We start from the raw sequence: 24,056 nt of genomic DNA on the forward strand, positions 1-24,056 counted from the left end.
AGTTAAGAAAGGACACTATACCGCGTTTAAAACCCGTTTAAAAACGCTATCACACGTTTAAACGGGGTGAGCATGATATAACGGGCGTTAACGCTGCCTTGAGGCTTCCTCGTGCTTCTGGCGAATGATATCCACAATATCGGCAATCCCCTGCGGTGATAGCCCCATGTAAGGACGTGCAGACACAGACGCAGGGGCGACGGGCATCGTGGGCAAACCACCCCATTGATGCAAGGCAGCATAGGCTTTATTGGTGCCAATGGCGGCGCTCGTGGCGTCATAATAGGGCATCAATGACATGGCCAACCCGCCTTGTGAGCGCTGTAACATTAACCCATCGCGGCCACTTTTCTCTAATTTCTCTTGATAACGCGCACTTAACGGTGACCATTTTTTTCCCGTGGTCGGGTCAGTTTCACTGGCAAAGGCATCCTCACTTTCACTGGCAAGCACGGCAGCAATCCCACGCGTAATCGGCGTGGTATCTTGTCCAAGCTTCTGAAGTCGTTTAAAGGCATTTTGAATCGGGGTAACGTCTATCTTTGTCTCAAGCTTCATAGTTTACCTTCCAGTAGGGTATAACGTCCGCTTGCCAGTCCTGCCTGTAACGTCGATAACGGCATAGACTCCGCCTGAACTGCCTGACTGATTAACGCCGATTTTTGGGTGCCAAGCGGTAATCTCATGACGGTTCGACCCAGCTCACGCCCTGTGGCACCCACGTACACCAATTGTTGTCGCTCCGTATCTAACAACACCGCAGCGGGTTGCCCAAGTAATTGTGGTAACGTTTGGTACTCCATCAGCGTTAAACCCGATTGCAACGTCTGATTATCGGCAGTCACAATACGAGGAACGGCTTGACCCGATTGTTTTTCGATGGCGACCGCAACGGTATCACTCACAAAGCCCAGCGATTGGGTCGTCTGCGGCGCGTTCTGTTGAGTGAGGGTTTCACCTGCCCACTGAGCAAATGCCGCCTGACGGGCTGGGGCATTATTCATTGACTGGATCACTTGTTGGCGTAACGCGCGATTTTGCATCTCAACCAATTTTTGCGCCATCGCCACATCTGCCCCCATCGCGGCTTGCCCGACATTATTTGACCAACCCGCGCCCGTCGTCATGGATTGCCCACCACGGCTAAAGGTGGTGGTTTCTGCTTCGTAGACTTCCCCTGTGCGCTTATCCACGCCTGAATCCACTTGCTGGGACTGCAAGGCTCCGGTACTGGATTCAACCGTTAAGCCCATGCGCTTCACTTGTGCCTCGGTTAAGGCGCGAACGCGGCAACGGCACCCCCAATCATTCGGCGGATAGAGCTTGTCCCAGATAGGATCATCGTAACGAAAAACACGCCCGTGCATGGCAGCATGACTTTTACGGGTGCGTCCATCGAGGATAGCAATGTATTGCCAGTAAGGGTGCGTTTCGACACTGGCAAGTTGTTGTTGATAACGACCCGCCTGATAGGCGGTGGCAACGTTAGTGCGATAAATGGTGGACAGCCTTGAAGGACTGCCCATTTGCACCATTTCCGCGCCACCATCACTGTCCACAATCACTTGCTTTCCCCACCATCCTTGCTCTTGCAGACGAGGCGTAAGGGTCTGCTTAAACTCGCGCTCCGTGATACCTTGACTCTTCGCGCGTTCAGTTTCCGCGTAGATAGTCTCTAAAATATCGAGACGCGCCGCTTTCGCCACGGTAAAGGCTTTGGCATGAGTTGCGGCATTGGCTTCTTGCCAGTTCCATGTGATTTCATAGCCTTTAGCGCGAAAGTAATCGACTGCAAGTGATGGCTCTAGCGTGGCGGCATAGCCTAAATTAACGGGTTGTGGCATTGAGGCGTCCCCATAACTCTGCCACAAACATGGCGCGATGCAGCATATCCGTCAATTGTGTGTCGTCCATCTCCGCATACAGTTCATCAGCCAATTGCTGGGCGGCAGCAAACCCGTCAGACTCAATCGCTTGAATGAGTGGGATGAGGAGTGGATCAACAGTGGATTGCCACGCCTGCGGGCTAACGGTTTCCACCATCGATTGCACGGAGTCCGGCTCAACCTGCGAGGCTAACGCCACCAATGGCTTATCGGATAACGGACGGGCACTCAGTAGCGCCGTTGAAAAATCCGGTGTCACGGGTGTTGCAGGCTTGAGCACCTCTTCATCGTCGGCAGCCACGGGAATTTGCAATTTATCATGCGCCCACTGTGCAGGGATTTTCATCCCCATATTCACCAGTTGCGGCAAGGCGGTTGCATACGTGGTTATATCTTCCGGCTCCGATAAATCAAATTCAAAGACAGGCTTGCGGCGCTGATTATCAAAGGACTGACAGTTAAGCGCGTACAGTGGAAAAACCAAATCACGGGTTAAGGTGGCGGCAAGCTGGGTCGCGTCGCTGTCTCGCACCTCAAAACGCACTTCATTGTGGACGTTACCCAGTGCATTGGTACTGGTTGCACCGTCAGCTTGACTGGTGAGCGTACCGCCGAGAATGGCTTTAGACATACTCAGCTCCGCCCAGTTCATCATCGCAAGAAACGGGTCAGCCGTGCCATCTGCCGCATTTTTAAAATCAATGAGCATTGAACGGGGAATAATGCCGCCTGCATTGTGACCAATCGACATCACCGCTCGCATCAGCGTTTCTTTCTCTTTATCGGTAGCCCCAGCAGGGTATTGCCCCACTCGGATGGGCAAGCCGTAAATTTCCAAAAACTCCGCTAAATCGCGCACAGAATAGTTTTTAAAGATGAACGGCCAGACTAACGTACGGATTAATCCCGTCCGTGCCAGATACCCCGATTTAGATTTAGCCACATGCTGCACCCACCCAAACGGCTGAAGCTCAAGACCGTGAGCGGAGCCATCGCGTAAGCGCAATTCGTTGCGCTCATCAATCGGCGTTTGGAACCATGCGGGGTCGCGCCACTCTACCGAACGTGGGATGATCAAACCTTCCACTTCTTCCCATTCAATCTCTTGGCAGCTAAAGCCTTTTAAAATGGCGTCGGTGGCATCAAAGATACAATCTGGCAACCAATCTGCATCGTCGAGAATTTCGGTGAGCAGCTCGGCGTCGTGCTTTTCTTCGCGGCTGGCATTTTTGGGCGGCTTGATTTTCCAATCCAGCGACTGAAGGGCGCGGCGACGCTTACCCAATTCAGACTGTAAGTGCGGGTCTTTTTCTTCCATGTCCTCAGCCAGCTCGCATTGGGCGAGCAATTGACCTCGCTCCGCATCACGCAGTATCTCGGCGGCACGCGCGGGCGTGAGTCCACTGACAGGATGATCGCCATAATAGCGATGAAGCTGATTTACCCGTGATTCATCATCTTGCGTTTGGGCGTGTTTTTTAAACCAAAACCGCTGCCCGACGGCATTCACCATGCGATTTAATATTCTCACCAGCAACCTCGATCAAAATTGTGATAGTCATCGTCATTAGAGACCGCGTGCTTATCAGGCAGAGGAATAAAGTCCATCTCTTGCCCATCAAGATAGGTCGCACGCGTAAACATCAAATACGCACCCGCGCTGTCACCGTGGCGTTTCTTACCGTCTGCACCTTTGCGCCGATTCTTATCGATTTTGGGTACGCCGCGAATATTCTGCATTTGGCGCTGGTCGGCAATGATGTCTTCATCTTTGGGGATTGAAATATCATTAGATTCATACAGCGCTTTGTACTTAGGCGACCACTCACGATAAAAATTATCCGTAATGTGAATGGCATCCACCATGTCCTCACCGTAGCGCAGCAGTAACGCCTCGCCCAAATAGCCCCCGTTCCCCGTGGCATCGACCGCAATCCCGACTAAACGAGGCAATGCGTCAATGACCGCTAAAGCAATTTGACGCTGTTGGTTGTAAGGCACATCATGCAGCTCAATCGTCAGTAAGACTCTGCGGCGTGTATCTTGCTCAATGGTGCCCACACCAATGACTGATAAGTCACCACTGCGCGCAAAGTCTTGCCCATAGGCATGGCGCGTATCAGCGTCAAACTGGTTAATGATGGGAGTCACGTCTTCAGCAATAAACGTATCGACCGTGCTCACACGCTCATCTTCTGACCAAGTCATGTGTCCATCAGGCATACTAAAACGCACCACAAGACAGTTTTCATCGGTGGCACGGTCAATCAAGACGCGCGGAATATAGGCACCTGAGCCTTGCTTCGGCACGCAATAATACTCTTCGAGCGCATCTTCTTCCGTTGCGGTGTCTTTGAGTAAATTGGCTTTCCATTCATCCTCTTTACCTTGCGTCCACTCTTGGCGGCGCACTTGGCAAATACGACGATACAGACCATCGTTACAGGCATCATCTAAGGTAATGGTATGGACGCTATAGCGTTTACGACCCGCTCGCGAGTCCTTAATCAGCTCATTAAACAGGTTTTCATTGCCATTATGGGTGGAGATAATACGGACTTTCGCCCCCCACATGGTCAGCGCCAAGGCAGCTTTTAGCACTTCTGCAAGCTTTTCATGAAACGCGGCTTCATCGATGGTGACGTTACCTTGCATCCCCCGCAAGTTCTTGGGGTTACTGGATAGGGCTTGCACCTTAAAGCCACTGCTGAAGTAGACGACAAAGGTCAAAATATCTTTGTCTTCATCTTCAAAGACTTCCTCGCCGACTTCATTCGCAGCGAGTCCATAGGCTTTTGCCCACATCGCCACCGCATCGATAAACTCACGCGCCATTTCTTTATTTGAGCCAATATAGAAATGGTTTGTGCCTCCGGCTTCACGCGAAAGTGCCGCAGTGAGCGCAGCATCCGCCGCTTCCGCCCAGGTTAAACCAGTACGACGGGACTTTTCTGCAATCTTGAGGGGAGAATCGTCCGCTATCCAGCGCTTCTGATAGCCCAGTAAGACATCATTACGATTAAAATTAGGCTGCGAAAAGGTATCTAAAACCAAGGCGGCAGACGGTGTAAGCGGTGTTTTTATCATCAGGCGATCCCCAAAATAAACTGTTTAATATTGGCAGCCGCCTCTTGGGTCAATCCGGCTTGCTTCACCAGTTTTTCAGCTTCAGTCGCGGCTTCAGCCGCAAAGGCAGCGCGGATTTCCTTCTCGCGCTTGGTGCTCATCATGGCGGCTTGCTCGATACGGGCAGCAACTAGCGCAAGCTGCGCCAAGGCTTTAGGCTCAACCACTTTTTCACTTTCAGATAAAGACATGGTGGTTTCAAATGCCAGTGACTTCACAAACTCTTGCAGCAATTTACCGATATCTGATGTCGGGGCAGACCCCAGACGAGACACCCACACATCAGCAATCTCGCGACCTTCACGAATTTTTGCACCCAAGGTTTCCATACGGGACGCATAACGATTTAACCCCGTGCGGGAGATTTTCAGGTCATCGGGTAAGCCTGCATCATCAATGAGTTCATTGACGGCGGCGCGAATGTCTTCTTGCGTATGGCGCTTATCACGCAATAGCGCGTGAAGCTGGTCTCGAATACCTTCGGGAAGCAAGTCTATTTTAGACGGACGTCCCCGCGTTTTTTTGTCACTCATAACTAGCTCCGGGGGCGAGGACGCTTGACACCCGGTACGGTGCTACGACCTTCAGCAACATCCAAACCACGCCCCGTGACAGTGGCAACGAGGCAGCCCGCAATGTCTTTGGTGGCACACAAACCTTGTTCTTCTAGCCATGCAATGTGGGAGCGAACCACATCACGGCTCACACGATGACCATACGTATCAAGGCAAGTTTGCAAAACGGACTCATTAGCATCACCGCCGCACTCTTCCAATGATCGCAATAACACTAAACGCTGGTCTTCTTTTAAAATTTCACGCATTGACATTATTTTTTCTCTTTCAGTTCGTTTTGTAATAACAAGTCACTGAGATGACGTAGCTGGCGCAGTTCGGGAGAAACTGCCTTGAGGTCACCCGATAAGCTGGCTATTTCCAGTTGTAAATTATGCAGTTCTTGGCGGTTAGGTAGGGTCGATAGCGACGTTTCAAGCTGGCTTAATTGCATTTTCATCACCTCAACGTCATCCCGCTTCGCATAGGTTTTACTGAGCAACAACAACACGAGACTGGCAACACTGGTGACGACAGCCCAAATGATTGACCAATGTTCTTTAAGTGCGTCTAACATGCTTCGTCCTGTTTTCAACAAGGTTTTGACACAGTACGCATCGCTCAAAATGCGGGTTAATCGCTAACCGGGCGGGGTCAATTTCTTGACCGCAATCGCAACATGTACCTGTTCCAGCCAATGTGGCTTGATGTTTAAAGTGACTTTCTAACTCGCGGTCTCGATGCCATTGCTCAAGCTCACAAGCCCTATCAATGATTTTCATTCGGCGTCCTGAGTTGGTTTTCGACCCACATCTGAAGTCCTATCAGCTTTGCTTCGAGGGTTTGGCTCCACTGACCATACGCGCTCGCGTGCTTGAGAAGGGCTTCCGGCTCCCCCGAGGTCGGCGGGAGTGGCTTGACGGGGCGCTGGAGCAAATCGCTCGGCGGCATTGGGCATGCTGAAATCACCAAAGGCGGCGTCACCGTAACCGAAGGCTTCGCGGTAGAGCTGCAACCCATGAGCGCCAAGACCAGTATAATCAGCGCCATCAGAAGCCACGGCGTTGGGAATTTGTTGCTCAATACGGTTGGCAGCCCCGGCAATTTTTTTAAGTTCACTGAAGACCTGCTGAGAGAGTTTCGCATTTACGTTCAATTGCTCCTGTTGCTTGGCGACGAGCTGCTCAAGCGCATTTGCATGGTTTTCGGCAGAGGTTTGCTGCGCCTGACTGAATGCCAGTTCGATGCCTTGACGCTTTTTAATTTCATCATCGACTTTAGACTGCATGGCATTGGTTGCCACAAACGCACTCAAACCGCCCACAAACCCCGCGCTAATGAGTGCAGTGACGACATAACTGATGAGGGGATTGTTCATTGATTCACTTCCTTATCGCGTTTGATCGCCGCTTGTTTTGAGGCTTGGTTTTGCACCACCCATGCGGTGAGGTATCCAGCATAAAGCCACTCACAATCCACCATTCGCCCTGATAACGTGACCCAAATCAGTACAAAGGTACTGGCAATAAAAGCCCCAAATAAGGTGGTGTCCGAGGTGGATAATCGCCCGGTGGCGGGGTTAGTGATCAACTGTTTAAGCCGAGCGAACATGATTGACCTCCACTTTAGCCAATCGAATATCTTGCGCATTGACAGATTGCCAACCTTGCCGAAAAAACGATTGATAGGTTTGGTTATGGCTATAAAGCGGCACGTCTTTAATGTCACCCCCAGCAAGCGCCAACGCTAAGCATTGTTGACGTCCAGCCTGATACGTATCGTAATAACGCGGATTACGCAGCGCGGGATTAAGCTTAAGTAGCACGGTGTCAGCAATCGCAGGGGGAAACATCAGCGCACCTCCGCTTAGCGTGGAATTTCAACGTGAGGATAATCCGGGAACGTCGTCTTAACGGGCAAAGATGGGTCATTTGTCCAGTTCTTACCAAAACGTAGCGGTACGCCGAGTTCATCACCCGCCTGCTTAATCGCACGTAACACTGGGTCAAATAGCTCTGGATGGTCATCCCACACCATGCCGGGCTTCATGGCTGACGGCAAAATATCAACGGCATGGCCTGTTAAGTGACGACTATTAGACGTATGTGACGCGCCATTATTGACATATTCGGCCTGCTTAGCTTGGGAACGGACACCCTCAATGACGGCAAAATCGGCAGAGGTAAGCTCAAGCGCGCGGGTAATTACTTTAACTAAGCGTGGGTCAACACCCACAAGGTTGCTTTTACTGCGCTGAGAAAAGACAAATGGCTTTTTCATGAATGCCCCAAAATAGAATTAACAATGACTTATATTCGGGGTTTTCATGGGAATGGTGGGTTTGTGGGGAATCAAACAAAAAAACCCGCCAAGGTGGCGGGTCTGAGTATTAGAACAAATCAGGTTGATAGCGTTTTCGGTGCAGTGCCATCTGTTGGCGCAGTATGGCATAAACGGTGGAATTAGTCAGACCAAATTTTTTCGCTAATCCGTCGATATCCCCGCGCGACTCTAAACTCCATTCGATAAACAATTGGTTATCGCGCAAAGCGGATTTTAGGGAATCGCCTGTTGGTAAGTAAACCGCTCGCCCACCATAGTAATGGGACAGAGCACCGACCAACTTACTGGCGGCTAATCGAGCTTTGGGTTCATCGTAGCCTTGACGAATCAGCTCAGTATGAAATAAATCCACGATATCCGCTAACAACTGAGGCCAGCGTGACTGAAGTTCGCTAACCGGAATATTATCCAGTTGGTCAAGCAACTGTCCTACATCGGTATGATCATCGGCAAAGAGAGGTAGATTATTCATGTTGTTAACCTATAGTTAGCGAAAGTGAAAATACCAGAGTAAGAAAACGCTAATCATCGCTATAACTAGAATTCCTAAACTCTTATCGCTTTTTGCAGGATGTTTTTCCGCTATTTTTAAAAGCGTTTTTCTGCGTATTAGATACAACGGAAAAAAGATAACAAATAGAATTAAAGAACCTATTCCCCAAGAGATTGAAGACCATCCTCTAACTCTATTTAGTTCATCACGATATGAACCTATTTGATGACTAGATGCATCAAAATAAACCCACCAAGAACAGCCAATGATTGTTAATGTAATGAGCAGATCACTATCCATTTAAGCCTCCTTTTTTATCTAACCACTCTTTGCCGCCCGGTAGTGTAGCTAAATCAACACCATAATTCTGCATTTGTTTAAAGTAAGCATCTTGGCTATCAGAACCCGATACCTGTTGTTTCTCTCGCTCTTTGACATTACTGCCTTGCGCAAATAACTGCTGGGAAGAGCTATAAACCGTCTTGAGGTAATTGTGATTCGACAACGGCTTTGTATCACCTTGCGCCCGTTTTTCACGAATACGCTCGACGGTTTCACTCAGTGCATGGGACAGCACTCGATTCGAGGGGTAGAGTTCAAGCACTTCCTCAACCAATTTTAATGCTCGGCTATTAGACAGATTGTTTTTCTCCCGACGAAATAAGCCGATATAGTTAACCAAATGACGAGCACAACCATGAGATAACTTACTGATTTTGTCCATTAACTGGCGGCTGGCATCATCCTCCATAATCGCATCAAGATGAAAGTCAGAATGACAGATAGGGCAACGTCCAATTTTCATCGAGTCCCTCCGTAAGCATCACAGACCGCATCATAACCACGACGTTCTGGGAGCGGCTTACCCAATGCGCGTAAACCTTCCAGCATCAAACGCAAATGCCATTGTTTAAGTGACTCCAGTACACGGTAAGCCAACTCAGCATCCAACCAACCCAGCTCGTTCACACCGATACCGTTGTTCAAGCGGGCGGTTTGGCGTTGTACAAACTTATTGAGCGCCTCTTCAGAGCTATCCACGATAAAGCCATGGCGATGCATTGTGATCCAAATCGCTCTGATTTTGCTAATCTCCGCGGCTTTATCACCGCCATTTAAACGGGGTTTAACCCGTGGTTTATGCTTTTTAAAACTGCGTTTAAATCCACGCTCAACAAAGGCGTCATACGCTAGCTGAAGTTCACCATGACGCATTTTGCGACAGGAATCCTTGCCCGTTGCTGTTACCAACATCGCGCGATAAGTTTCATCGTCCAATTTCAATTTGGATTTAGCGATATGAATGAGACGTACCAGTTGATCATTGGTCATAAAGTCACTCCCTTTTTTCCAAGGATTCGTGATTTTACGGGTGGTAACATAGGGTTTTGTAATGTTCTCTCACCATATGCTGCACATGTAGACGAACAGCCACCACGCATCCAGTCATTACAACTATCACATAGACATGCGCTAACAATGGGGTGGCGTAATCGCTCAGCAAACGCACGGCAGAGGTTAATTTCATCCTGAATAGTTTGCGTGACGGCACCTGTGTAATGGCATTCATTGAGAGCAGCCAACGAGTCTTGTAATGAGTCCGCCAGTTTATCCACACCTTGCGCTTGTAACTCTCGTAGATAGTCATCGGATAACTGAATATCGTCATCACTCAGCGCCATAAACAGTGGCGTGGTGTGCTGCTTGTCACCACGCCGAGAGATAGAAATTGTTTCTGACACTGGTTGATAAGGTTTAACAAAACACACTGGCTCAGCGGTAATAACAAACTGAGGCTGTTTCATGCTACAGGTCGATGGATTAGTCATTGTTATTACCTTCAGTAACTGGAGTAAGAAATGCCGCACAAATACCATTGGCTGCGACGGTGATCGTATTGAGTTCACTCTGACTAATCTCAATGCCCGGGTGTTGATTTGAGATTTCAAACAAAATGGCAGAAACCAATTTAATTTGCTGTATTGGCGTGCCTGTATATTGGGTAAGGTGTGGACTATTCATTTAAATAAATACCTCATTATCTGGATTTAGGCGTAAGCGCGTCCTGACGGGTTTACGCCATTAATTAAAAAGTGTTTATTTTTAGTGAGTTAAATTATTTTCAAATAAAATGTAATATTTGTTATTACAATACATACTATGTGGCTAGCCTTTATTCTCCTCCCACCCAGTTATTTCTATATCTTCACTATTAATAAACCATGGTTCAATTTCATCAATTCTAATCCCCATATCATCTAATGAAGGATATCCATCAATTCCCTTATCTTTAGACCAATCGAATTGTTCGGTAACCCATTCCTCATCTTTGAAGTTATTAAATGCCACTTGTTGGAAACATTCTGCACAGAACATGGTAAAACCTGCTTTTTCATGGCTTCCATATTTTTTAGCTCTATACTCTGCATCACAATAGAATTTATTAATTTGCTCACACTGGGTTTTAAATTTATCTTCATCGATAACGGTGATAACCATTTCTAAATCTAGTTGCCAAGAGCCTGAACTCACTTTAATTTGTCTAGCCATGGTTAAACACCTGTGATATTGAGTGAAATTTGAATGTATTTATTGGTATCGCCTGTACGCTCATAAATACGGATGTAACGGCAGCTATCAACAATTTGAATCGACTCGCTGATTGCATCCATCGCTTTAAGCCATTTATCGTCTTGAATATCTAAGCGGCGTAAACTTAAAATTTCACGGATGCGGATTTTGCCTTCTTTATCCACCTGAAAGGCATCATTGATAATGGCGAGAATGTTAGGGTTCGCGCCTTCCGACCACGAAAAAATACACGCATCAATTAAGGTTTTTGCTGTTTGCAAGCGTTCATCAAAAGCCATACGGTCTTGAATAGCGACCTGAATACAATGCTCACCATCAAAAGCATAGAGTTTGACATTGCCTTTTTCTCCACCAACAGGGGCGTCAAATTGCTCAGCCGATAATTCACGAAACGCATCAATTGAATTAAACGCCGTGGTTTTTAAATCTTTAAGTGCTTGATTTAACGCTTTTGCAGGCGTCACGATATCGCCCACTAACGCATCACGCAGACGGTCAATTTGTTTAATTGTCTTAAGCGGTACGTTATGACCCTTCGCATTAATCCAAAACCCCTCTGGGACTTCATGTGCAGTAAACTGCTTATCATTTGCTAACATGTTGTTTTTCCTTCTTTGTTCGGTGTTAAATCAATCGCCTTACCATTGATGCCATGCACCAATAATTTAGCCGCTTCAATTTCGCCCTGAGTCATTTCACCGACACAGGCGCCATCAACAGAATAGAGAAAAGTTCCTTGAATATTTTCCGTAATAACAATGGTAATTTTTGCTGGCATAAACGCCCTCCTTAGTGTGTTGATTCTGACCAGTAAACACGGCACTCACCAAAGTTATAAACACCTTGTTTAACACCTGACACATAAGTGTAAGCTGCTTGACCCGCCTTAATAAGAGAGTCACAAGCACCATGATACGCAATACGAATACTGATTTTTCCGTACTGGACGGAAGTATCAATAACAGTAAAACCCAAATCAGTCAGTTTCTTACACGCCATATCTGCATGCATAAATTTCGAGACAATGGATTGGTTGTCCGGGGTGATGGAAATATTCATTATGCTGTCTCCTCAATACCTTCTAAGTCTTTGACTGCGCGGCGAATGTGCTTTTCATTCAGCATTTCACTGGCTCCTGTGGCAAACATGGACGCTAAGCGCAAGGTGTGAGATATCACACGCAAAGCTCCGGGTTTCTTGGCAAGCTCAAACACTAAAGCTCTCTCCGCTTGACCTAGATTCCAAGCTGCGGCAATCGCTTTTACATCTTCCGTCTTTGGTTTCAAGATAGAGACTTTTTTAGCTATTCGACTGAATAAGCGAGCAAAATCCATATCACGAGAGTTACCCCCAGTCAGTTTTGAATACACTTGATGATTCCCCACAAGCGTTAAACCAATACCTGTATCTTCTTGTAAAATCCGAAGTTCCTCTAAAACGGGGTAACCTAAATGGTCAGCTTCATCAATAATAAGCAAGCCGTTTGTACCGCGTAACTTACGACGAACGGCGCGACCCAATTGACCTGCTCGACGTGGCGCATCACCAATACCCAACTCCAGTGCCAGCTCATACAAACATTCACTCAGACTCGCACGGGATGGAGAGATCGTAATGAGCCAAACATTCGGGCGATTTTGTGCAAAGTGTTGCAATGACTTAGTTTTCCCTACACCCGGCACACCGTAAATGACAGTAATACATTGCGCTAATTGCGCGTATTGCAACGCACTATCAATCTGTCTTGAGGTTTTGGTTTCAATGAAATCCGGTGCTTGGGGCATTTCATTCGCACGACGAGTACGGTTTTCTAACCACAGGTTTAACTTGGTATTGACGTCGTCGTTATCGCCTTTGTACTTCTCATTCATAAAATGAGAAACCGCCGTACTGGATAACCCCGCTTCACGTGAGATAGCGGTATAGGTCATGCCATCGTTATCCACAATCGCCCGCAGTGCTGAACGCGTTGCGCTATAATCCATAACGGATTGAGTTAATGTAACAATGTTATTCATGGCTTCTCCTAAATCGTGTTCTTAGTGCTTTGTGCATAAAATTGTGAAACCGCATTCTCAAAAGCTTCGTCATAGTCACTGTCACTTTCGGACTCCACGACAACCTGCTCACGTCTCACGGTATTTCCAGCAGGTCTGAACATTTCCACAACATGTGTTTGCGGCGGCTCCGGTGGGGAAATATCCGGCATTAATTCAGCCACTTCCAATGCGGTCATGCGTTTTTTCGCTTTCGCGGCTTCTTTATTACGTTTAACAAACTGCATACGATTACGATGATGCTCACGCGCCGCTTGGGTATCACCAAATCCGGATTTCTCAATACAGTCAGCTTTACAAATAAAGCGACCATCTAAGGTGTAACACAATACAGAGTCATGTAATGCTTGAGGGTCAAAGCGAATAACAACCTTGCCCTTAATCCCCATCAGTAACTCACTGTAATAACGGTTTTTACGTGACTTGATCCTGCCGCCTGCTTCTAATGTAAATGCACCATTTTTCACCGTGGTAGATTCCGCGGTCAGCAATAACAAGTTGCGCTGCTCTGCAGTCGCTTTGCGAATAGCGCTTTCTTGGTAGCTTTGCTCAAAAGCTTCATCAAAAGACAACTGTTTTTGACAGGCTTCGGTATTGCGCTTAGGTAAACGATTCCAAAAGGCGATCCCTTCAGCTAAAGCCTTTAAAAACACATCCGCTTCTACAACCCGTTCACCATAATTATCGGGCTTCTCCATTGGATTCGCGCCTGTATATGCACCTGCCAGTAGCGGGTGTTTATCAACAACCTCACCTAAACCACCGTGCGAAAATGCACGTTCAATCGGTTTTGCTTGCCCATGACCGCGCCCAAACTGTACGGTCGTCCAATGCAACTCAATGCCCAGTAATGGGATGATCCCTTTTGGGTCATCTTCTTTTACTTTAAATCGATAACGGTTAGGCACACCGCCCGTCATCCATTTATTCGCTGCTGCGCGGGTGTTATCGATAGTGACATGCTTAGGAATACCGTATTGCTCAATAACATCTGCAAGCGCTAAACGTATGCTGTCACTGTTTTCTGAAACATCAGTACGCCAACCTAAAATTTTACGGGTACGAATGTCCTGCCATACCCATGTTTTCGGGCGAATGATTTCACCATTAAACCAACGCACAAAAACGTTATGTTGATAGCCATCACCGTTAATCCATTCCATCGCATCCAAATCAAGGACAGTACGCTCTTGTGCTGGGTATAACGTCATTAAGGCGTGCTCACCTTCCCGCAATAACACCAATTGCTCATGAGGGATCTCACGCTCAATCTTGCGACGAATACTGGATAAACTCGGTATCGCCCAACCGTGAACTTCTGCGGCTTCTTCTAAACGCGCATAACTTGTGCGAAGTGCAGGTTTTTCTAAACGTAAATAATCACCACAAAAGAAATCCCATGCTTCAGCACTGCATACCGCTTCTTTACTTTTCCGTGTATCTTGGTCTTTGCCGTGCTTTCCAATCAACACAGGAAGCCAGTCAGAACGCTCAAACGACTTAACTTGGTAATACCAACGACGCACAGAAGCAGGGGCAACGTTTAAGGCTTCACCAACTGACTCGAAAGCAGTTAAAACATCCACACCACTACTCAATAGACCCGCAACTGCAATCGCCGCTTCGCAACGTTCGCGTGCTTTTTCACGCTGTTTTTCACTGGCGTTATTCCAGCTTTGCCAAAGTAGCTCGCGAGAGTAGTCACCACTTGGACGTTTCTTGATTTCAATTGGTGTACCTGCGACCTCAATAACCCCTTGCTTTTTGAGCGCGGCGGCACGAGCAACAGGAGGTAAACAATTGATATGAAATTCAAACGCCTTTGAACCTTCACGCTTTCTGACCATATCCTCAGTCGCGTGTTTTTTTAATCGGTTAGAAATGTTAAAGGGGGCTGAAGGTAAGTTAGGAAGCCCTATACATTCTTGTGCTGTAACCCAAATATCCATGACCCTTCCTTGAGTATTTATTGTTTATCGTAACGGCTAGGCCAAATTACTGACGGCTCAACCCCAATAGCATGAGCAATAATCTGCTCACCCTTAGGCCACGGTCTAACCAAGGCATTACGCAATGTATCAGCCGCTAAGCCAGCGGCGGTTGATAAGGTGCGTAGATTTGTGCCACGTTTTTCTAATGCCGCGCGAATATCTGCGCGGTGCCAATCTTGCGTGTTTAATGACATCGTGCGATCCTTATAGGTATCTGTGCCGATAATCCGGCACGGTTATCGGTATTGATAAAACTATAGCGTATAAAAACACGCATGTAAATAGATTGGCGTGTTTTTATACCCAACAAAAGAAATGAGACTTTGTACAGTCAATGCGAGTGATAGAGCTAACTATGAAAGAATTACATGCTGAATTAGATAAAAACACATCCCATACTATTAGTCAGAGTGGAATAACACGCTTCGGGGAGAGATTATCCACGCTAATAAAGGGAGAGTCTTTCAAGTCATTTGCAAAAAAGTGTGATATGTCAGATAAAGCGATAAGGGACTATGTTGCAGGTAAAACATATCCATCACTAGATCGGATAGCCCATATAGCTAATGTAACGGGCTGCTCTTTTGAATGGCTAGCCACTGGGTGTGATATGACAACCACTAACCCATTAATTCCAGACAACAATCCTAGACATGAAGTTAGCCGCGCATCGGATAAACAACAAAAAGTATGGTTAGAGATACTAGAAAGAATGACGCCAGATGAAAGGGAGCAAGTTCTAGACAATGTGTTTAGACAAGGAATTAATGTATTGCTAGGCAAAACATATGTTAAATCCAATGACCGCTCTGTTGATGACTTATCAGCGGAAGAGACCCTTATAGCTAGAATGTACTCATCTTTAACTGACGAAGATAAAAAGAGTTTTTTGGAATCTGTCAATAAAGAGCAGTACAACCAAGCTAACCGCAGTTTAAGCGATAAAACCAAAGCCAGCTAAATGTGGCTGGCACGTTTTCAAATAGATTTTAAATATGATTTAAATGATTTTCATGGGCATTACGTATTTACCAAAATAAGTGAATCAAAATAATTAATTCAAATTTTTTCTCATTTCGGCAATCTTGCACAAATTTTTAAACAGTTCTACCTATCTCCTCTCAAACCCGCGAATCACCTAGATTCTTATCCGCGAAATCCCGTTTATTTTCGCCAATTCCCTATATCTTTTGTTTCTCATTGTTTGTGGTTCATATCAACCGATGAACCAGCAGAAACACTGGTAAGTGCATTTCTTAGTTGAGCAAATCCAAGTTGTGAATGCCGCGCTAATTGGCCAGAAGCAGATAAATCAGCACCCGCCTTTCTGGCACTGGCTGACACTTCTAATAATCTTTCCGCTGTATTACCCGCATCTTTCGTTGCCGCTTGTGCGAATTTTTGGGATTCTTTTCGTGCAGAGTCATATGCATCAAAGACTTGTGATTTAAAAGAGGCTGCGTTGAGGTGTAACGCAACCGCTAAACTTGCAACGTCAGCCATTTAAGATCCTCATGACATTATTACACTGCTCTTCCACACTAGATGGAAGCGGTGTTTGGGTTATTGGAGGGTGTTCGCCTTGCTCCGGCTCCGGATTAGGCTCATGAGAGAAAAAAGCCTGCCAGTGAGTGATAATATCCGCAGGCAATTGTGCTATTTTGCGTGGGTCTGGCTCACCCCATCTGTCCGCCAGTTGGAAAATCAACTTAAGATAGGGTGAGTCGGCTAGTTTTTTTTGGCTTCCTCAACCGAGCCATAACTGTATTTTTGTACGAATGCCATCGCAGAAAGTAGTGTTGGCGTATCATGTACTGCCACTAATTCATCTGCTGTAGGTAACTCATCTTCAGGAATTGGATTGCCTTTTTCATCGCAAATCGCTTTTAAGATCAACTCAGCGCCAGCCTTGCTGGCATCTGAACTAAATCCGGTTTTTTGAGCGTCCTGAAGGTCATGCTCATATTCATCAAGTTCAGCAATTGTTAGCCGGCGTAGAAATACTTTGGTACCTAAAATTGAATGTTCTTCAATGTGGGGTGTAGGTTTCAGGAGAGATGACTTCAGCGACATTATTTTGTACCTCCTGCAGTAACCGTGCCCCATGTGATGTTGTTTTGCTTACCTTTTACGGTAATTTGGATAACCTCATTCGCAGGTGCTTCAAGGCTATTCATTTCCCAGCCGGATAATGCCAAAATCATCGTTGAAGTGCGTTTATTCGGTAATTCAAGGTAAAACTGCACGACTTCACGGGCATTAGCAGCGTTCAAAAATGCAGCAAAATCCGCATTCTCAGGGTCATCGATAAAACCAAGAGATTTTTCAGGTCCATCCGGTAAATCAGAGATTGATTGTTTGTTTTTATCGATAAGCGTGGTGCAATCAACAAACCCGCCAGTTAGCCCCGTTGCACCTGTTGCTTTACAGTTTTCCAGTGCTTTCATCTGTTCAACGGTATCACCCGGCTTACCAAATTTAACGATAGTGCCGGCAGGCAACATTGCATATTCAGGGGATGATTTTTTATCAGCCATAATGATGACTCCAATAGTTTAATTAACGATATTTTTCGATGCTTGCACGTATTTCCGATGCAAGTGTGTTGAGAATAAATTGACGGTTATAATCTAGCGCGGGTCGGATGAATGGATTCGGTATCTGTTTGACGGTGCCAAATTCTTGAGCCTTCGCTTTCATATAATGCGCTTTAGTAGGTCCCACTCTGACTGTCATGACCGAAAGTGTTTTGTTGTCCTTCATTCGGCTTATGGTGGTAATTTTGATGCTGTCTCTCATGTGCTCAGCTTCACTTGTCGCATCATAACCAGCGTGCTTTTTCATGTCGTCTAATACAGGTGCCATTGCCTCTCGCCCAGCTTGCCTTAACACCTTTGTGGTAATTTCTTCTCCTAGTTTATTGAGTTCATACTCAAGGTCTTTTAACCCCTTCACTTCGACCGTCATTCTCATGTGGCGTCCTCTGGATAAGTAAGAACAAAATCACGCATCACTCTGAAAATAACGCGCTTATCTGTCTGCTCCTCTCGTGACTGCATGAAAGCCCCACGCTGAACGGTTTGTACAGGATATGAGCCGATATGACCATGCGTAATGTTTTCCCAAGCTTTAAGCACTAAGGTTTCTAGCTTCAACGCTTTGGCATAATCATTGGGGATCTGAAAGGTAATTTGAAAACGTGATTGAACAAGGGAGGTTTTAGCGAGCCCGGTAAGCGCTTTAGGGTCGCTGATGCGCTGATAAATAACCCCTTCCAACACTTCGGATGGAAGCCCTAACGGATATGCCTTTAATCCTGTTAGTCGCTCCAAATCGGCTTTAATGTCAGTTTCTATCATGCTGATTGTCAGCCTCCGTCGTTATGATTAGTCGGTCTGACTGGTTTCTATCAACAGCGCGAACCGTAAAGTTGCGATTTTGATAAGTGATGATCCACCCGATATTAACGTCGCTGCGTGGTCGAATAGTGAATTGGTACGTTTCAATAACCTGCTGTTGATCGGCGGTGCGTATTTTCCGGTTAGACATCGCCTCCGCTTTTGCCCAAACATCTTTGATTTTCACCACGCTAGATTTAGGGACGCCGAACTCATCCCTCACTTCCTCGATACGCGATAACCAAATCCGCTTATTGAGTTCGCCCGCTTTCATATCACCCCCTAAATATTGATATAGCGATATGGCTCCAATAGCGCTTTAAACCCGGCAGACATTCCCGTTGTTTCTCTATTTTCATAGTAATGACCAACCGCCAACATAATGGCCAGCTCAATATCCTCCGAGATCTGCAAACCATCTGGATCGGATTCAGGAATATCACCGTCATAAAGCGTTCTGTTGACGTAGTTTTCTGCCCGCTTCTTAGCCGCCAGCATATACGTGATCAGCAAGTCATCTTCTGTTGCATTGTCATCGTCAATCCGACATTGCGCCTTTAACTTCTCCAATGTGGGTAATGGCATGTTTTCACCTTAATGCCTGCGACCATGACCAGATCGCAGGCACAAAAAAACCGCAATTAAGCGGCACTTGACTGGGGGAGATTAATAATTATTTTGTGGCGCCTTTACCGACCAGCGCCTTAATCGCTGAAGTATCTTCAAGGACACAATCGAAGCGGTGGAACGCCAAAAATGCGGTCTGATCATACTCTGCATAACGCTCAACTAAACGTTTCAGAGTCATGTAGGTCACACGACGCAAAATGAATCGGTCAAAGTCACCGCAGAAGATGAATTTCTTACCCGCTTCCATTTTATCAATGGCCTGATCAACCACATATTGCATACCCAAGATAGTCGAAGGAGCAACGCCAGCAATCGATGGCAACCACAGTGGGCGTTTTTGTGCATCCTCCATTTCTTTCAGGTTTTTCAATGTGTCATCATTGAACGCTAAACGGAACTTAGGTCCATTTCGGTAGGCAGGGTCTAACGCATGTTCTAAAGCGTTAATATCTTTCCACCCAAACGTTGCGGATGCATCAATCGTACCAGTGACGGAAGCATCTAGCCCTTTAGGCTGCAACGGCGATCCAGTCCCTGTACCTTTAACTAAATACTTCGCTTCACCGCGACCAATCCGCTGAGCAATACGGCTACCTAAATATGCTTCAATATTCACGCCGCTATCTTGAAGTAACTCGTTTGATACGCGAATAATTTTAGAGGAAAGCTTTTTCGCACCTAAGATTGCAGTGCCAAATTCTACATCTTGTTCGCTAGCCGCTGTATTTTCGCCTAATAATTCCCCTTCTTCCTCTGTGCCATCCGAAGTGGACCATGTAATATCTTGTCCTGTTGATGTTGTTAAAATTTGTGCGACGCTGGCAATGCCACCATATGCCTTCATCTGCTCAATAATTTTATTCAGCATTTGTGTCGGTACGGTATACCCGCCTTTTTCATCCGGCGATGTTCCCTGCGCACGTAATTCTTTAAGCGCTTGACGCTCTTCCGTTGATAACTCACCGAACCCGCTACGCACAAAGCGATCAAAGGCTAAATTACGACGTTCGACTTTTGCCGCTTCAGGGTCATTTTCAGGATTACGACGCTGCTCTTGCTCTTTATCGTCAACAAACTCCTGGTCTAATGAACGAAGCTGCTCTTCACGTTCAATCTGAGCCTCCAAGTTTTCAAGCTCTGTTTTCGCTTTATTCCACTCGGTGCGCTGCTCATCAGTCATCACACCTTCACCCACTTTTTCGTGAATAGCACGCATGTCGACAGCGATAGTGTTACGTTTCTGTTTTAATTCATGAAGCTTCATAGTCATAGTATTACCTTATGCATTGAGTAAAGTTAAAATGCGCTCACGCGCTAATTTTTGATTAATCGCTTTTTGCAGATCACCGCCATTTCTGGCTTCCTTCCAAGCTTCCATTGAGCGAACTGCGGCACCTGCGTCTTGATAGGCTGGGTAAGTCACTGGACTCACATCGAATAAGCGTGAGAATTTGTGAATTTCACGAATAATCACGCCTTCATCATCTTGATACCAATCTTCACCATCTCGGGCGACACGAAAGGCAAAAGAACTTTGGTTAATATCGCCACGCTGCATCGGTGCTAGCACTAAATCACGGATAGTTTGAGTATCCGGTGCGGTGATGTCATAAACCAAACCACGCTCATTCACACTTAAAGACAGCGTTCCTGCCGCTGTTCTTCCGAGAATATAGTTAGGATCATGGTTGAATAATCCGCGAACATCATCATTAAGCACGTCATCAAACGCCCCCGGCTTAATGATTTCTTTAAATCCATACATCAACTCAGAACGAGAGTCGAAAACAGAGCCCAGCCCGATAATATGGGTTGCTTGATTCTCTTCTCCGGGTTCGGCTCTCACTTCTCCCATATAGCAGCGAGTTTCTTGATTACTGCTCATCATTATCCCCTTTGGGTTTATCTGTTTGACTACCAACAGGCTGAGCAGCATTAACGCTGACTAACATTTCGTCCAGCCCATCAACTGGGTTCATATCTTCAAAAGAACGCACTTCATTTCGACTCATCCATCCATCAGAGATGCCGTAATGATAAAACTCAGCGCGCTGTTTCGCGGTACCACGCAATAAACCCGCAAGGTTAAAGCGAACATAAAATCCCGCCTTTCGCTCTTGTCGCGTAAATAAACGTCGGTTTAATTCTTGCTCCCAATTCACCGTCCACGGCATGATCGAGTGTCTAACAAACTGAATAGCTTGCTCTGAAATATTAGAGAAGGTGGCTTTTTCGAGGTCATTTATCATGTGGGCAGGAACGTTAAAGATCCCCGCAATCATTGAACGGTTCAATTTCAGCATATCGATTAGCTGAGCATCGACAGGGGAAACTGTCAGCGCTTTATAATCAAGCTCAGCGGGTAACAACATCGTTTTATTTTCTTGGCTACGTAAAGCCGCCGATGCTTTTTGCCACATTTCCTTTAGCCTGGTCCAGCCTTCTGCTTTTAACTCCCCTTTGACTGAAACAATACCCGCAGGTCTGGCGTTACCACCGAAAAATGAGCTCGTATACTTCTGCCCGCTCATTCCCATACCGATAGTTTCGGCATGCTGTACAATAGGGCTAATCCCCATACGTTGATTGTTCCCCAACGCACGAATGTGGATCATGTCATCAGGACTGATGGCAAAATTGCCGAGTTCGTTGTAAACACCGTAGGTATAACGGCCTCCTGTATTTAACAGGGTTGTTTCCCACGGCATACATGCTTCAAGGTTAGTCACTTCACCTTTGCGGTTACGCACAACCTGTGTGTAGCCGTTTCCCCAACCAAGCACATGTCGATGTTTTGTTTCTCTCCATTTATAACTAGTTTGCCATTCATTCGGTTCATCATGAACGAGGTAAAATAAAGGATGATCACGCGCTGTTTCAACTTTATTGCCAGATTTACGCATAACATGTAGCGGCATTTGAGCTATAGACGAAGAAAGTATGTAAATGCACGCATATACTGCCGCAAGCTTCATCGACGTTTCAGGGCTAACGTGCACATCAGCAGTGAAAATTCCATCTGTATCAATAGAATCAGAAGTAATGGGTACCGATGGATTTTCAATGTTTGTCGGTCCATCGCTACGAAATAATGCATTAAGAAGCACGTTTCCCCCTCATTGCTGCCACTAATGCATAAACCACCAGCACGGAACCGCCGATCATTAATGTATTGGGGAGCCCATAATTTAGATAACAGCCTGCCATCACCGCGCTGAAACCAATCAATGCAGTGATATCGAGAAATAAGTTTTTCATAGGAATAGTAGATCTTCGTCAGGATTAAGTGAGGAAAGAAAATCACCATCAGAACCACCTCCAACCAATTGACGGCTTTTTGCCGTAAACATGGCAACCGGACCATCAATTTTATTTTCTGGTGTGGATTTGTTGGGGAAGATATTTTCGTTTCTATCCGGTTTGACAGTAACGTTGGATAACATCCAAGCCATCATTGGGTTGTGATCATGGTGGAACTTACCTGCATACACATCAGCCTGAACACTTTTCATGGCTTCAGACATATTTTTAACTGTTTGAGTAACCTCAACTAACGGAACGCCTTCCTCCGCTAGCCGGCGAGAAAACTGAACTGCACTCCATGGGTCAAACCCTAATTCACGTACATCATCACCCTCACACCACTTCAGGATGTCATCTTTGATAATGTCATGATCTATCACTTCACCATCGGTCAATTCTAAGTAACCTGCATCAGCCCATTTACGGTAAAGCTCTGCGATGTGTTTCGGTGCAGTGTCAATGCGATCTTCTGGCAACCAGAACTTGCATTTAATGTGCGTTTTTCCCTGCCCGTCCTCATACATCTTAATTGCTGCGGCAACGTCAATTTTGCTAGCCAAGTCAACGCCAACCCAAACAGGATAATTCTTCAACTCATCATCAGGTGCGTTAGCTGGAGCGGCGTCCCATTTACTCATGTCCATCCAGACAGATTCAGCATTCACCCATTTATTAAGGTGCTTAGTGAGAAAGTTAGGACGAGCAGCAATTTGCTCTTTCGCCTTCTTGGCCAGACGTCGCATATCATCGAAACGCTTACAGACACCAAGCCCAGGATTAGCTTTTATCCAAATGGATTCATCAAAATCATCGTCTCCCTCATCGAGGGTATAAATAATGGCAAAGAAAGTGTCATCATCAACAACACCCGTTAAAACTTTAATTGCGTAATCCCGTAACTCGTAACAGATCCCCTCTTTGTTAAAACCCGACGTTGTGATTGCAAATAAAAGCGACTGCAATCGCGCACCCGTTGCTGTTTCAAGAACATCCCACACATCACGAGTCTTATGAGCATGGAGTTCATCGACTATCCCACAATGAATATTCAAGCCATCGAGGTTATTTGCATCACTTGAAAGTGGTTCAAATTTAGACGCCGTTCGCTCTTGGTAAATGGCTAACTTGTTGTAATCAAATAAGCGACCTAACGTTGCTTTCGCTTTTTTGACCATATTTTTGGCATCTTCAAACACGATGCGAGCCTGATCGCGAGTCGTTGCTGCTGAATACACCTCAGCACCACCTTCGCCATCAGCCCCAGTCATGTATAAACCGATACCACTGGAGAGCGTTGATTTTGCATTTTTACGAGCCACTTCATTAAATGCGGTTCGAAAACGACGAACAAAGATGGCATCACCATCATCATCAAGAACTTGTTCACCGGTTAATTCATCAATTAACGGGATCACAAACCCGAAAATATTAATCAAGATAAAGACATGCCACGGCATTAAATCAATCGGCTTTCCAGCCAATGCCCCTTTGACATGCGGGATAAAATTGTAAAAGTCGAGTATGTGCTGTGCGCGATCTTCAATGAAATAGATGTCACGCTCAGGACCATGCTCTAAATCATTTAAAAAACGCTGGCACGCTAAACGCACCAATTCGCACGCAACAATTTCTCCAGCCACGACCTGCTCGGCGTACTGAATTCCATCTGCTACGGTTGCCATT

At 46.2% G+C, this 24,056-nt stretch carries 38 protein-coding genes; 1 reads left to right on the forward strand and 37 read right to left on the reverse strand.

Features of this window, described 5'->3' with window-relative positions; genetic code table 11:
- Window positions 1-87 precede the first annotated feature (87 nt).
- The 25 genes from ACY3ZI_RS11710 to ACY3ZI_RS11830 all read right to left on the reverse strand — a co-directional run bounded on the left by ACY3ZI_RS11710 (window position 88) and on the right by ACY3ZI_RS11830 (window position 15,236).
- Window positions 88-558, reverse strand: coding sequence for a phage virion morphogenesis protein (locus ACY3ZI_RS11710; RefSeq protein WP_487375211.1), 471 nt, complete (start codon window positions 556-558; stop codon window positions 88-90).
- On the reverse strand, window positions 555-1,844 hold the full coding sequence (locus ACY3ZI_RS11715) for a phage head morphogenesis protein (RefSeq protein WP_487375212.1): 1,290 nt from the start codon (window positions 1,842-1,844) through the stop codon (window positions 555-557). The genes ACY3ZI_RS11710 and ACY3ZI_RS11715 overlap by 4 nt, the downstream gene beginning before the upstream one ends.
- A complete protein-coding gene (locus ACY3ZI_RS11720; RefSeq protein ID WP_487377528.1) occupies window positions 1,828-3,399 on the reverse strand; it encodes a DUF935 domain-containing protein in 1,572 nt (523 codons plus the stop codon). The genes ACY3ZI_RS11715 and ACY3ZI_RS11720 overlap by 17 nt, the downstream gene beginning before the upstream one ends.
- A 14-nt stretch (window positions 3,400-3,413) precedes the next feature.
- A complete protein-coding gene (locus ACY3ZI_RS11725; RefSeq protein ID WP_487375213.1) occupies window positions 3,414-4,973 on the reverse strand; it encodes a terminase large subunit domain-containing protein in 1,560 nt (519 codons plus the stop codon).
- Entirely contained in the window at window positions 4,973-5,545 is a 573-nt protein-coding gene (locus tag ACY3ZI_RS11730; protein ID WP_487375214.1) for a DUF3486 family protein, read from the reverse strand. The genes ACY3ZI_RS11725 and ACY3ZI_RS11730 overlap by 1 nt, the downstream gene beginning before the upstream one ends.
- Before the next feature lie 2 nt (window positions 5,546-5,547).
- Window positions 5,548-5,835 (reverse strand): VpaChn25_0724 family phage protein, encoded by a 288-nt coding sequence (locus tag ACY3ZI_RS11735; RefSeq protein ID WP_487377530.1) that lies wholly within the window; start codon window positions 5,833-5,835, stop codon window positions 5,548-5,550.
- Between the two features lie 5 nt (window positions 5,836-5,840).
- On the reverse strand, window positions 5,841-6,143 hold the full coding sequence (locus tag ACY3ZI_RS11740) for a DUF2730 family protein (RefSeq protein WP_487375215.1): 303 nt from the start codon (window positions 6,141-6,143) through the stop codon (window positions 5,841-5,843).
- Window positions 6,127-6,348 carry a TraR/DksA C4-type zinc finger protein gene (locus ACY3ZI_RS11745; RefSeq protein ID WP_487375216.1) on the reverse strand — a complete coding sequence of 74 codons (222 nt, stop codon included), beginning with the start codon at window positions 6,346-6,348 and terminating at the stop codon, window positions 6,127-6,129. Before ACY3ZI_RS11745 ends, ACY3ZI_RS11740 begins: the two co-directional genes overlap by 17 nt.
- Window positions 6,345-6,944: a hypothetical protein gene (locus ACY3ZI_RS11750; protein ID WP_487375217.1), complete on the reverse strand. Its 600-nt coding sequence runs from the start codon at window positions 6,942-6,944 to the stop codon at window positions 6,345-6,347. The genes ACY3ZI_RS11745 and ACY3ZI_RS11750 overlap by 4 nt, the downstream gene beginning before the upstream one ends.
- Window positions 6,941-7,177, reverse strand: coding sequence for a DUF2644 domain-containing protein (locus ACY3ZI_RS11755; protein WP_487375218.1), 237 nt, complete (start codon window positions 7,175-7,177; stop codon window positions 6,941-6,943). The genes ACY3ZI_RS11750 and ACY3ZI_RS11755 overlap by 4 nt, the downstream gene beginning before the upstream one ends.
- On the reverse strand, window positions 7,161-7,418 hold the full coding sequence (locus ACY3ZI_RS11760; protein WP_487375219.1) for a hypothetical protein: 258 nt from the start codon (window positions 7,416-7,418) through the stop codon (window positions 7,161-7,163). Before ACY3ZI_RS11760 ends, ACY3ZI_RS11755 begins: the two co-directional genes overlap by 17 nt.
- A gap of 14 nt (window positions 7,419-7,432) precedes the next feature.
- Window positions 7,433-7,846, reverse strand: coding sequence for a M15 family metallopeptidase (locus ACY3ZI_RS11765; RefSeq protein ID WP_487375220.1), 414 nt, complete (start codon window positions 7,844-7,846; stop codon window positions 7,433-7,435).
- 109 nt (window positions 7,847-7,955) lie between these two features.
- A complete protein-coding gene (locus ACY3ZI_RS11770) occupies window positions 7,956-8,381 on the reverse strand; it encodes a Mor transcription activator family protein (RefSeq protein ID WP_487375221.1) in 426 nt (141 codons plus the stop codon).
- Between the two features lie 15 nt (window positions 8,382-8,396).
- Complete coding sequence (locus ACY3ZI_RS11775; RefSeq protein ID WP_487375222.1) at window positions 8,397-8,702, reverse strand: hypothetical protein; 306 nt, start codon at window positions 8,700-8,702, stop codon at window positions 8,397-8,399.
- On the reverse strand, window positions 8,695-9,207 hold the full coding sequence (locus ACY3ZI_RS11780) for a hypothetical protein (RefSeq protein WP_487375223.1): 513 nt from the start codon (window positions 9,205-9,207) through the stop codon (window positions 8,695-8,697). Before ACY3ZI_RS11780 ends, ACY3ZI_RS11775 begins: the two co-directional genes overlap by 8 nt.
- On the reverse strand, window positions 9,204-9,734 hold the full coding sequence (locus ACY3ZI_RS11785) for a gp16 family protein (RefSeq protein ID WP_487375224.1): 531 nt from the start codon (window positions 9,732-9,734) through the stop codon (window positions 9,204-9,206). The genes ACY3ZI_RS11780 and ACY3ZI_RS11785 overlap by 4 nt, the downstream gene beginning before the upstream one ends.
- Window positions 9,731-10,231: a hypothetical protein gene (locus ACY3ZI_RS11790; protein WP_487375225.1), complete on the reverse strand. Its 501-nt coding sequence runs from the start codon at window positions 10,229-10,231 to the stop codon at window positions 9,731-9,733. Before ACY3ZI_RS11790 ends, ACY3ZI_RS11785 begins: the two co-directional genes overlap by 4 nt.
- Window positions 10,224-10,424, reverse strand: a complete 201-nt coding sequence (locus tag ACY3ZI_RS11795) for a hypothetical protein (protein ID WP_487375226.1) — start codon at window positions 10,422-10,424, stop codon at window positions 10,224-10,226. The genes ACY3ZI_RS11790 and ACY3ZI_RS11795 overlap by 8 nt, the downstream gene beginning before the upstream one ends.
- Window positions 10,425-10,568: 144 nt before the next feature.
- Window positions 10,569-10,952, reverse strand: coding sequence for a DUF2528 family protein (locus ACY3ZI_RS11800; protein WP_487375227.1), 384 nt, complete (start codon window positions 10,950-10,952; stop codon window positions 10,569-10,571).
- Between the two features lie 2 nt (window positions 10,953-10,954).
- Complete coding sequence (locus tag ACY3ZI_RS11805) at window positions 10,955-11,593, reverse strand: DUF3164 family protein (protein ID WP_487375228.1); 639 nt, start codon at window positions 11,591-11,593, stop codon at window positions 10,955-10,957.
- On the reverse strand, window positions 11,587-11,772 hold the full coding sequence (locus tag ACY3ZI_RS11810; protein WP_487375229.1) for a hypothetical protein: 186 nt from the start codon (window positions 11,770-11,772) through the stop codon (window positions 11,587-11,589). Before ACY3ZI_RS11810 ends, ACY3ZI_RS11805 begins: the two co-directional genes overlap by 7 nt.
- A gap of 11 nt (window positions 11,773-11,783) precedes the next feature.
- Window positions 11,784-12,053: a hypothetical protein gene (locus tag ACY3ZI_RS11815; protein WP_487375230.1), complete on the reverse strand. Its 270-nt coding sequence runs from the start codon at window positions 12,051-12,053 to the stop codon at window positions 11,784-11,786.
- Window positions 12,053-13,012 (reverse strand): AAA family ATPase, encoded by a 960-nt coding sequence (locus ACY3ZI_RS11820; RefSeq protein WP_487375231.1) that lies wholly within the window; start codon window positions 13,010-13,012, stop codon window positions 12,053-12,055. Before ACY3ZI_RS11820 ends, ACY3ZI_RS11815 begins: the two co-directional genes overlap by 1 nt.
- 8 nt (window positions 13,013-13,020) lie before the next feature.
- The gene (locus tag ACY3ZI_RS11825) at window positions 13,021-15,000 is read right to left on the reverse strand and encodes a transposase domain-containing protein (protein WP_487375232.1); all 1,980 of its coding nucleotides are present in this window, start codon (window positions 14,998-15,000) and stop codon (window positions 13,021-13,023) included.
- 17 nt (window positions 15,001-15,017) lie between these two features.
- Window positions 15,018-15,236 carry a helix-turn-helix domain-containing protein gene (locus tag ACY3ZI_RS11830; protein WP_487375233.1) on the reverse strand — a complete coding sequence of 73 codons (219 nt, stop codon included), beginning with the start codon at window positions 15,234-15,236 and terminating at the stop codon, window positions 15,018-15,020.
- 161 nt (window positions 15,237-15,397) lie between these two features.
- Between ACY3ZI_RS11830 and ACY3ZI_RS11835 the strand changes: the two genes are divergently transcribed.
- On the forward strand, window positions 15,398-16,003 hold the full coding sequence (locus tag ACY3ZI_RS11835; RefSeq protein WP_487375234.1) for a helix-turn-helix domain-containing protein: 606 nt from the start codon (window positions 15,398-15,400) through the stop codon (window positions 16,001-16,003).
- A 236-nt stretch (window positions 16,004-16,239) separates the two neighbouring features.
- Here the strand turns inward: ACY3ZI_RS11835 and ACY3ZI_RS11840 are convergent, their stop codons facing one another.
- The 12 genes from ACY3ZI_RS11840 to ACY3ZI_RS11895 all read right to left on the reverse strand — a co-directional run bounded on the left by ACY3ZI_RS11840 (window position 16,240) and on the right by ACY3ZI_RS11895 (window position 24,055).
- A complete protein-coding gene (locus tag ACY3ZI_RS11840; protein ID WP_487375235.1) occupies window positions 16,240-16,545 on the reverse strand; it encodes a hypothetical protein in 306 nt (101 codons plus the stop codon).
- Window positions 16,546-16,770: 225 nt separating this feature from the next.
- Window positions 16,771-17,115, reverse strand: coding sequence for a hypothetical protein (locus ACY3ZI_RS11845; RefSeq protein ID WP_036983292.1), 345 nt, complete (start codon window positions 17,113-17,115; stop codon window positions 16,771-16,773).
- The gene (locus ACY3ZI_RS11850; RefSeq protein ID WP_487375236.1) at window positions 17,115-17,579 is read right to left on the reverse strand and encodes a phage tail protein; all 465 of its coding nucleotides are present in this window, start codon (window positions 17,577-17,579) and stop codon (window positions 17,115-17,117) included. The genes ACY3ZI_RS11845 and ACY3ZI_RS11850 overlap by 1 nt, the downstream gene beginning before the upstream one ends.
- 22 nt (window positions 17,580-17,601) lie before the next feature.
- Window positions 17,602-18,015: an HK97-gp10 family putative phage morphogenesis protein gene (locus ACY3ZI_RS11855; protein ID WP_487375237.1), complete on the reverse strand. Its 414-nt coding sequence runs from the start codon at window positions 18,013-18,015 to the stop codon at window positions 17,602-17,604.
- Complete coding sequence (locus ACY3ZI_RS11860) at window positions 18,012-18,401, reverse strand: hypothetical protein (protein ID WP_487375238.1); 390 nt, start codon at window positions 18,399-18,401, stop codon at window positions 18,012-18,014. The genes ACY3ZI_RS11855 and ACY3ZI_RS11860 overlap by 4 nt, the downstream gene beginning before the upstream one ends.
- A complete protein-coding gene (locus ACY3ZI_RS11865; protein WP_487375239.1) occupies window positions 18,388-18,714 on the reverse strand; it encodes a phage head closure protein in 327 nt (108 codons plus the stop codon). Before ACY3ZI_RS11865 ends, ACY3ZI_RS11860 begins: the two co-directional genes overlap by 14 nt.
- Window positions 18,715-18,722: 8 nt before the next feature.
- Window positions 18,723-19,025, reverse strand: coding sequence for a head-tail connector protein (locus ACY3ZI_RS11870; RefSeq protein ID WP_487375240.1), 303 nt, complete (start codon window positions 19,023-19,025; stop codon window positions 18,723-18,725).
- A gap of 88 nt (window positions 19,026-19,113) precedes the next feature.
- Entirely contained in the window at window positions 19,114-20,334 is a 1,221-nt protein-coding gene (locus ACY3ZI_RS11875) for a phage major capsid protein (RefSeq protein WP_487377532.1), read from the reverse strand.
- A 15-nt stretch (window positions 20,335-20,349) separates the two neighbouring features.
- The gene (locus tag ACY3ZI_RS11880) at window positions 20,350-20,955 is read right to left on the reverse strand and encodes an HK97 family phage prohead protease (RefSeq protein ID WP_154628574.1); all 606 of its coding nucleotides are present in this window, start codon (window positions 20,953-20,955) and stop codon (window positions 20,350-20,352) included.
- Window positions 20,945-22,177 (reverse strand): phage portal protein, encoded by a 1,233-nt coding sequence (locus ACY3ZI_RS11885; RefSeq protein ID WP_487375241.1) that lies wholly within the window; start codon window positions 22,175-22,177, stop codon window positions 20,945-20,947. Before ACY3ZI_RS11885 ends, ACY3ZI_RS11880 begins: the two co-directional genes overlap by 11 nt.
- Window positions 22,167-22,328 (reverse strand): hypothetical protein, encoded by a 162-nt coding sequence (locus tag ACY3ZI_RS11890; protein ID WP_195848261.1) that lies wholly within the window; start codon window positions 22,326-22,328, stop codon window positions 22,167-22,169. Before ACY3ZI_RS11890 ends, ACY3ZI_RS11885 begins: the two co-directional genes overlap by 11 nt.
- Complete coding sequence (locus ACY3ZI_RS11895; RefSeq protein ID WP_487375242.1) at window positions 22,325-24,055, reverse strand: terminase large subunit; 1,731 nt, start codon at window positions 24,053-24,055, stop codon at window positions 22,325-22,327. The genes ACY3ZI_RS11890 and ACY3ZI_RS11895 overlap by 4 nt, the downstream gene beginning before the upstream one ends.
- Window position 24,056 lies beyond the last annotated feature (1 nt).

The organism is Providencia sp. LY12 (genome assembly GCF_057621555.1).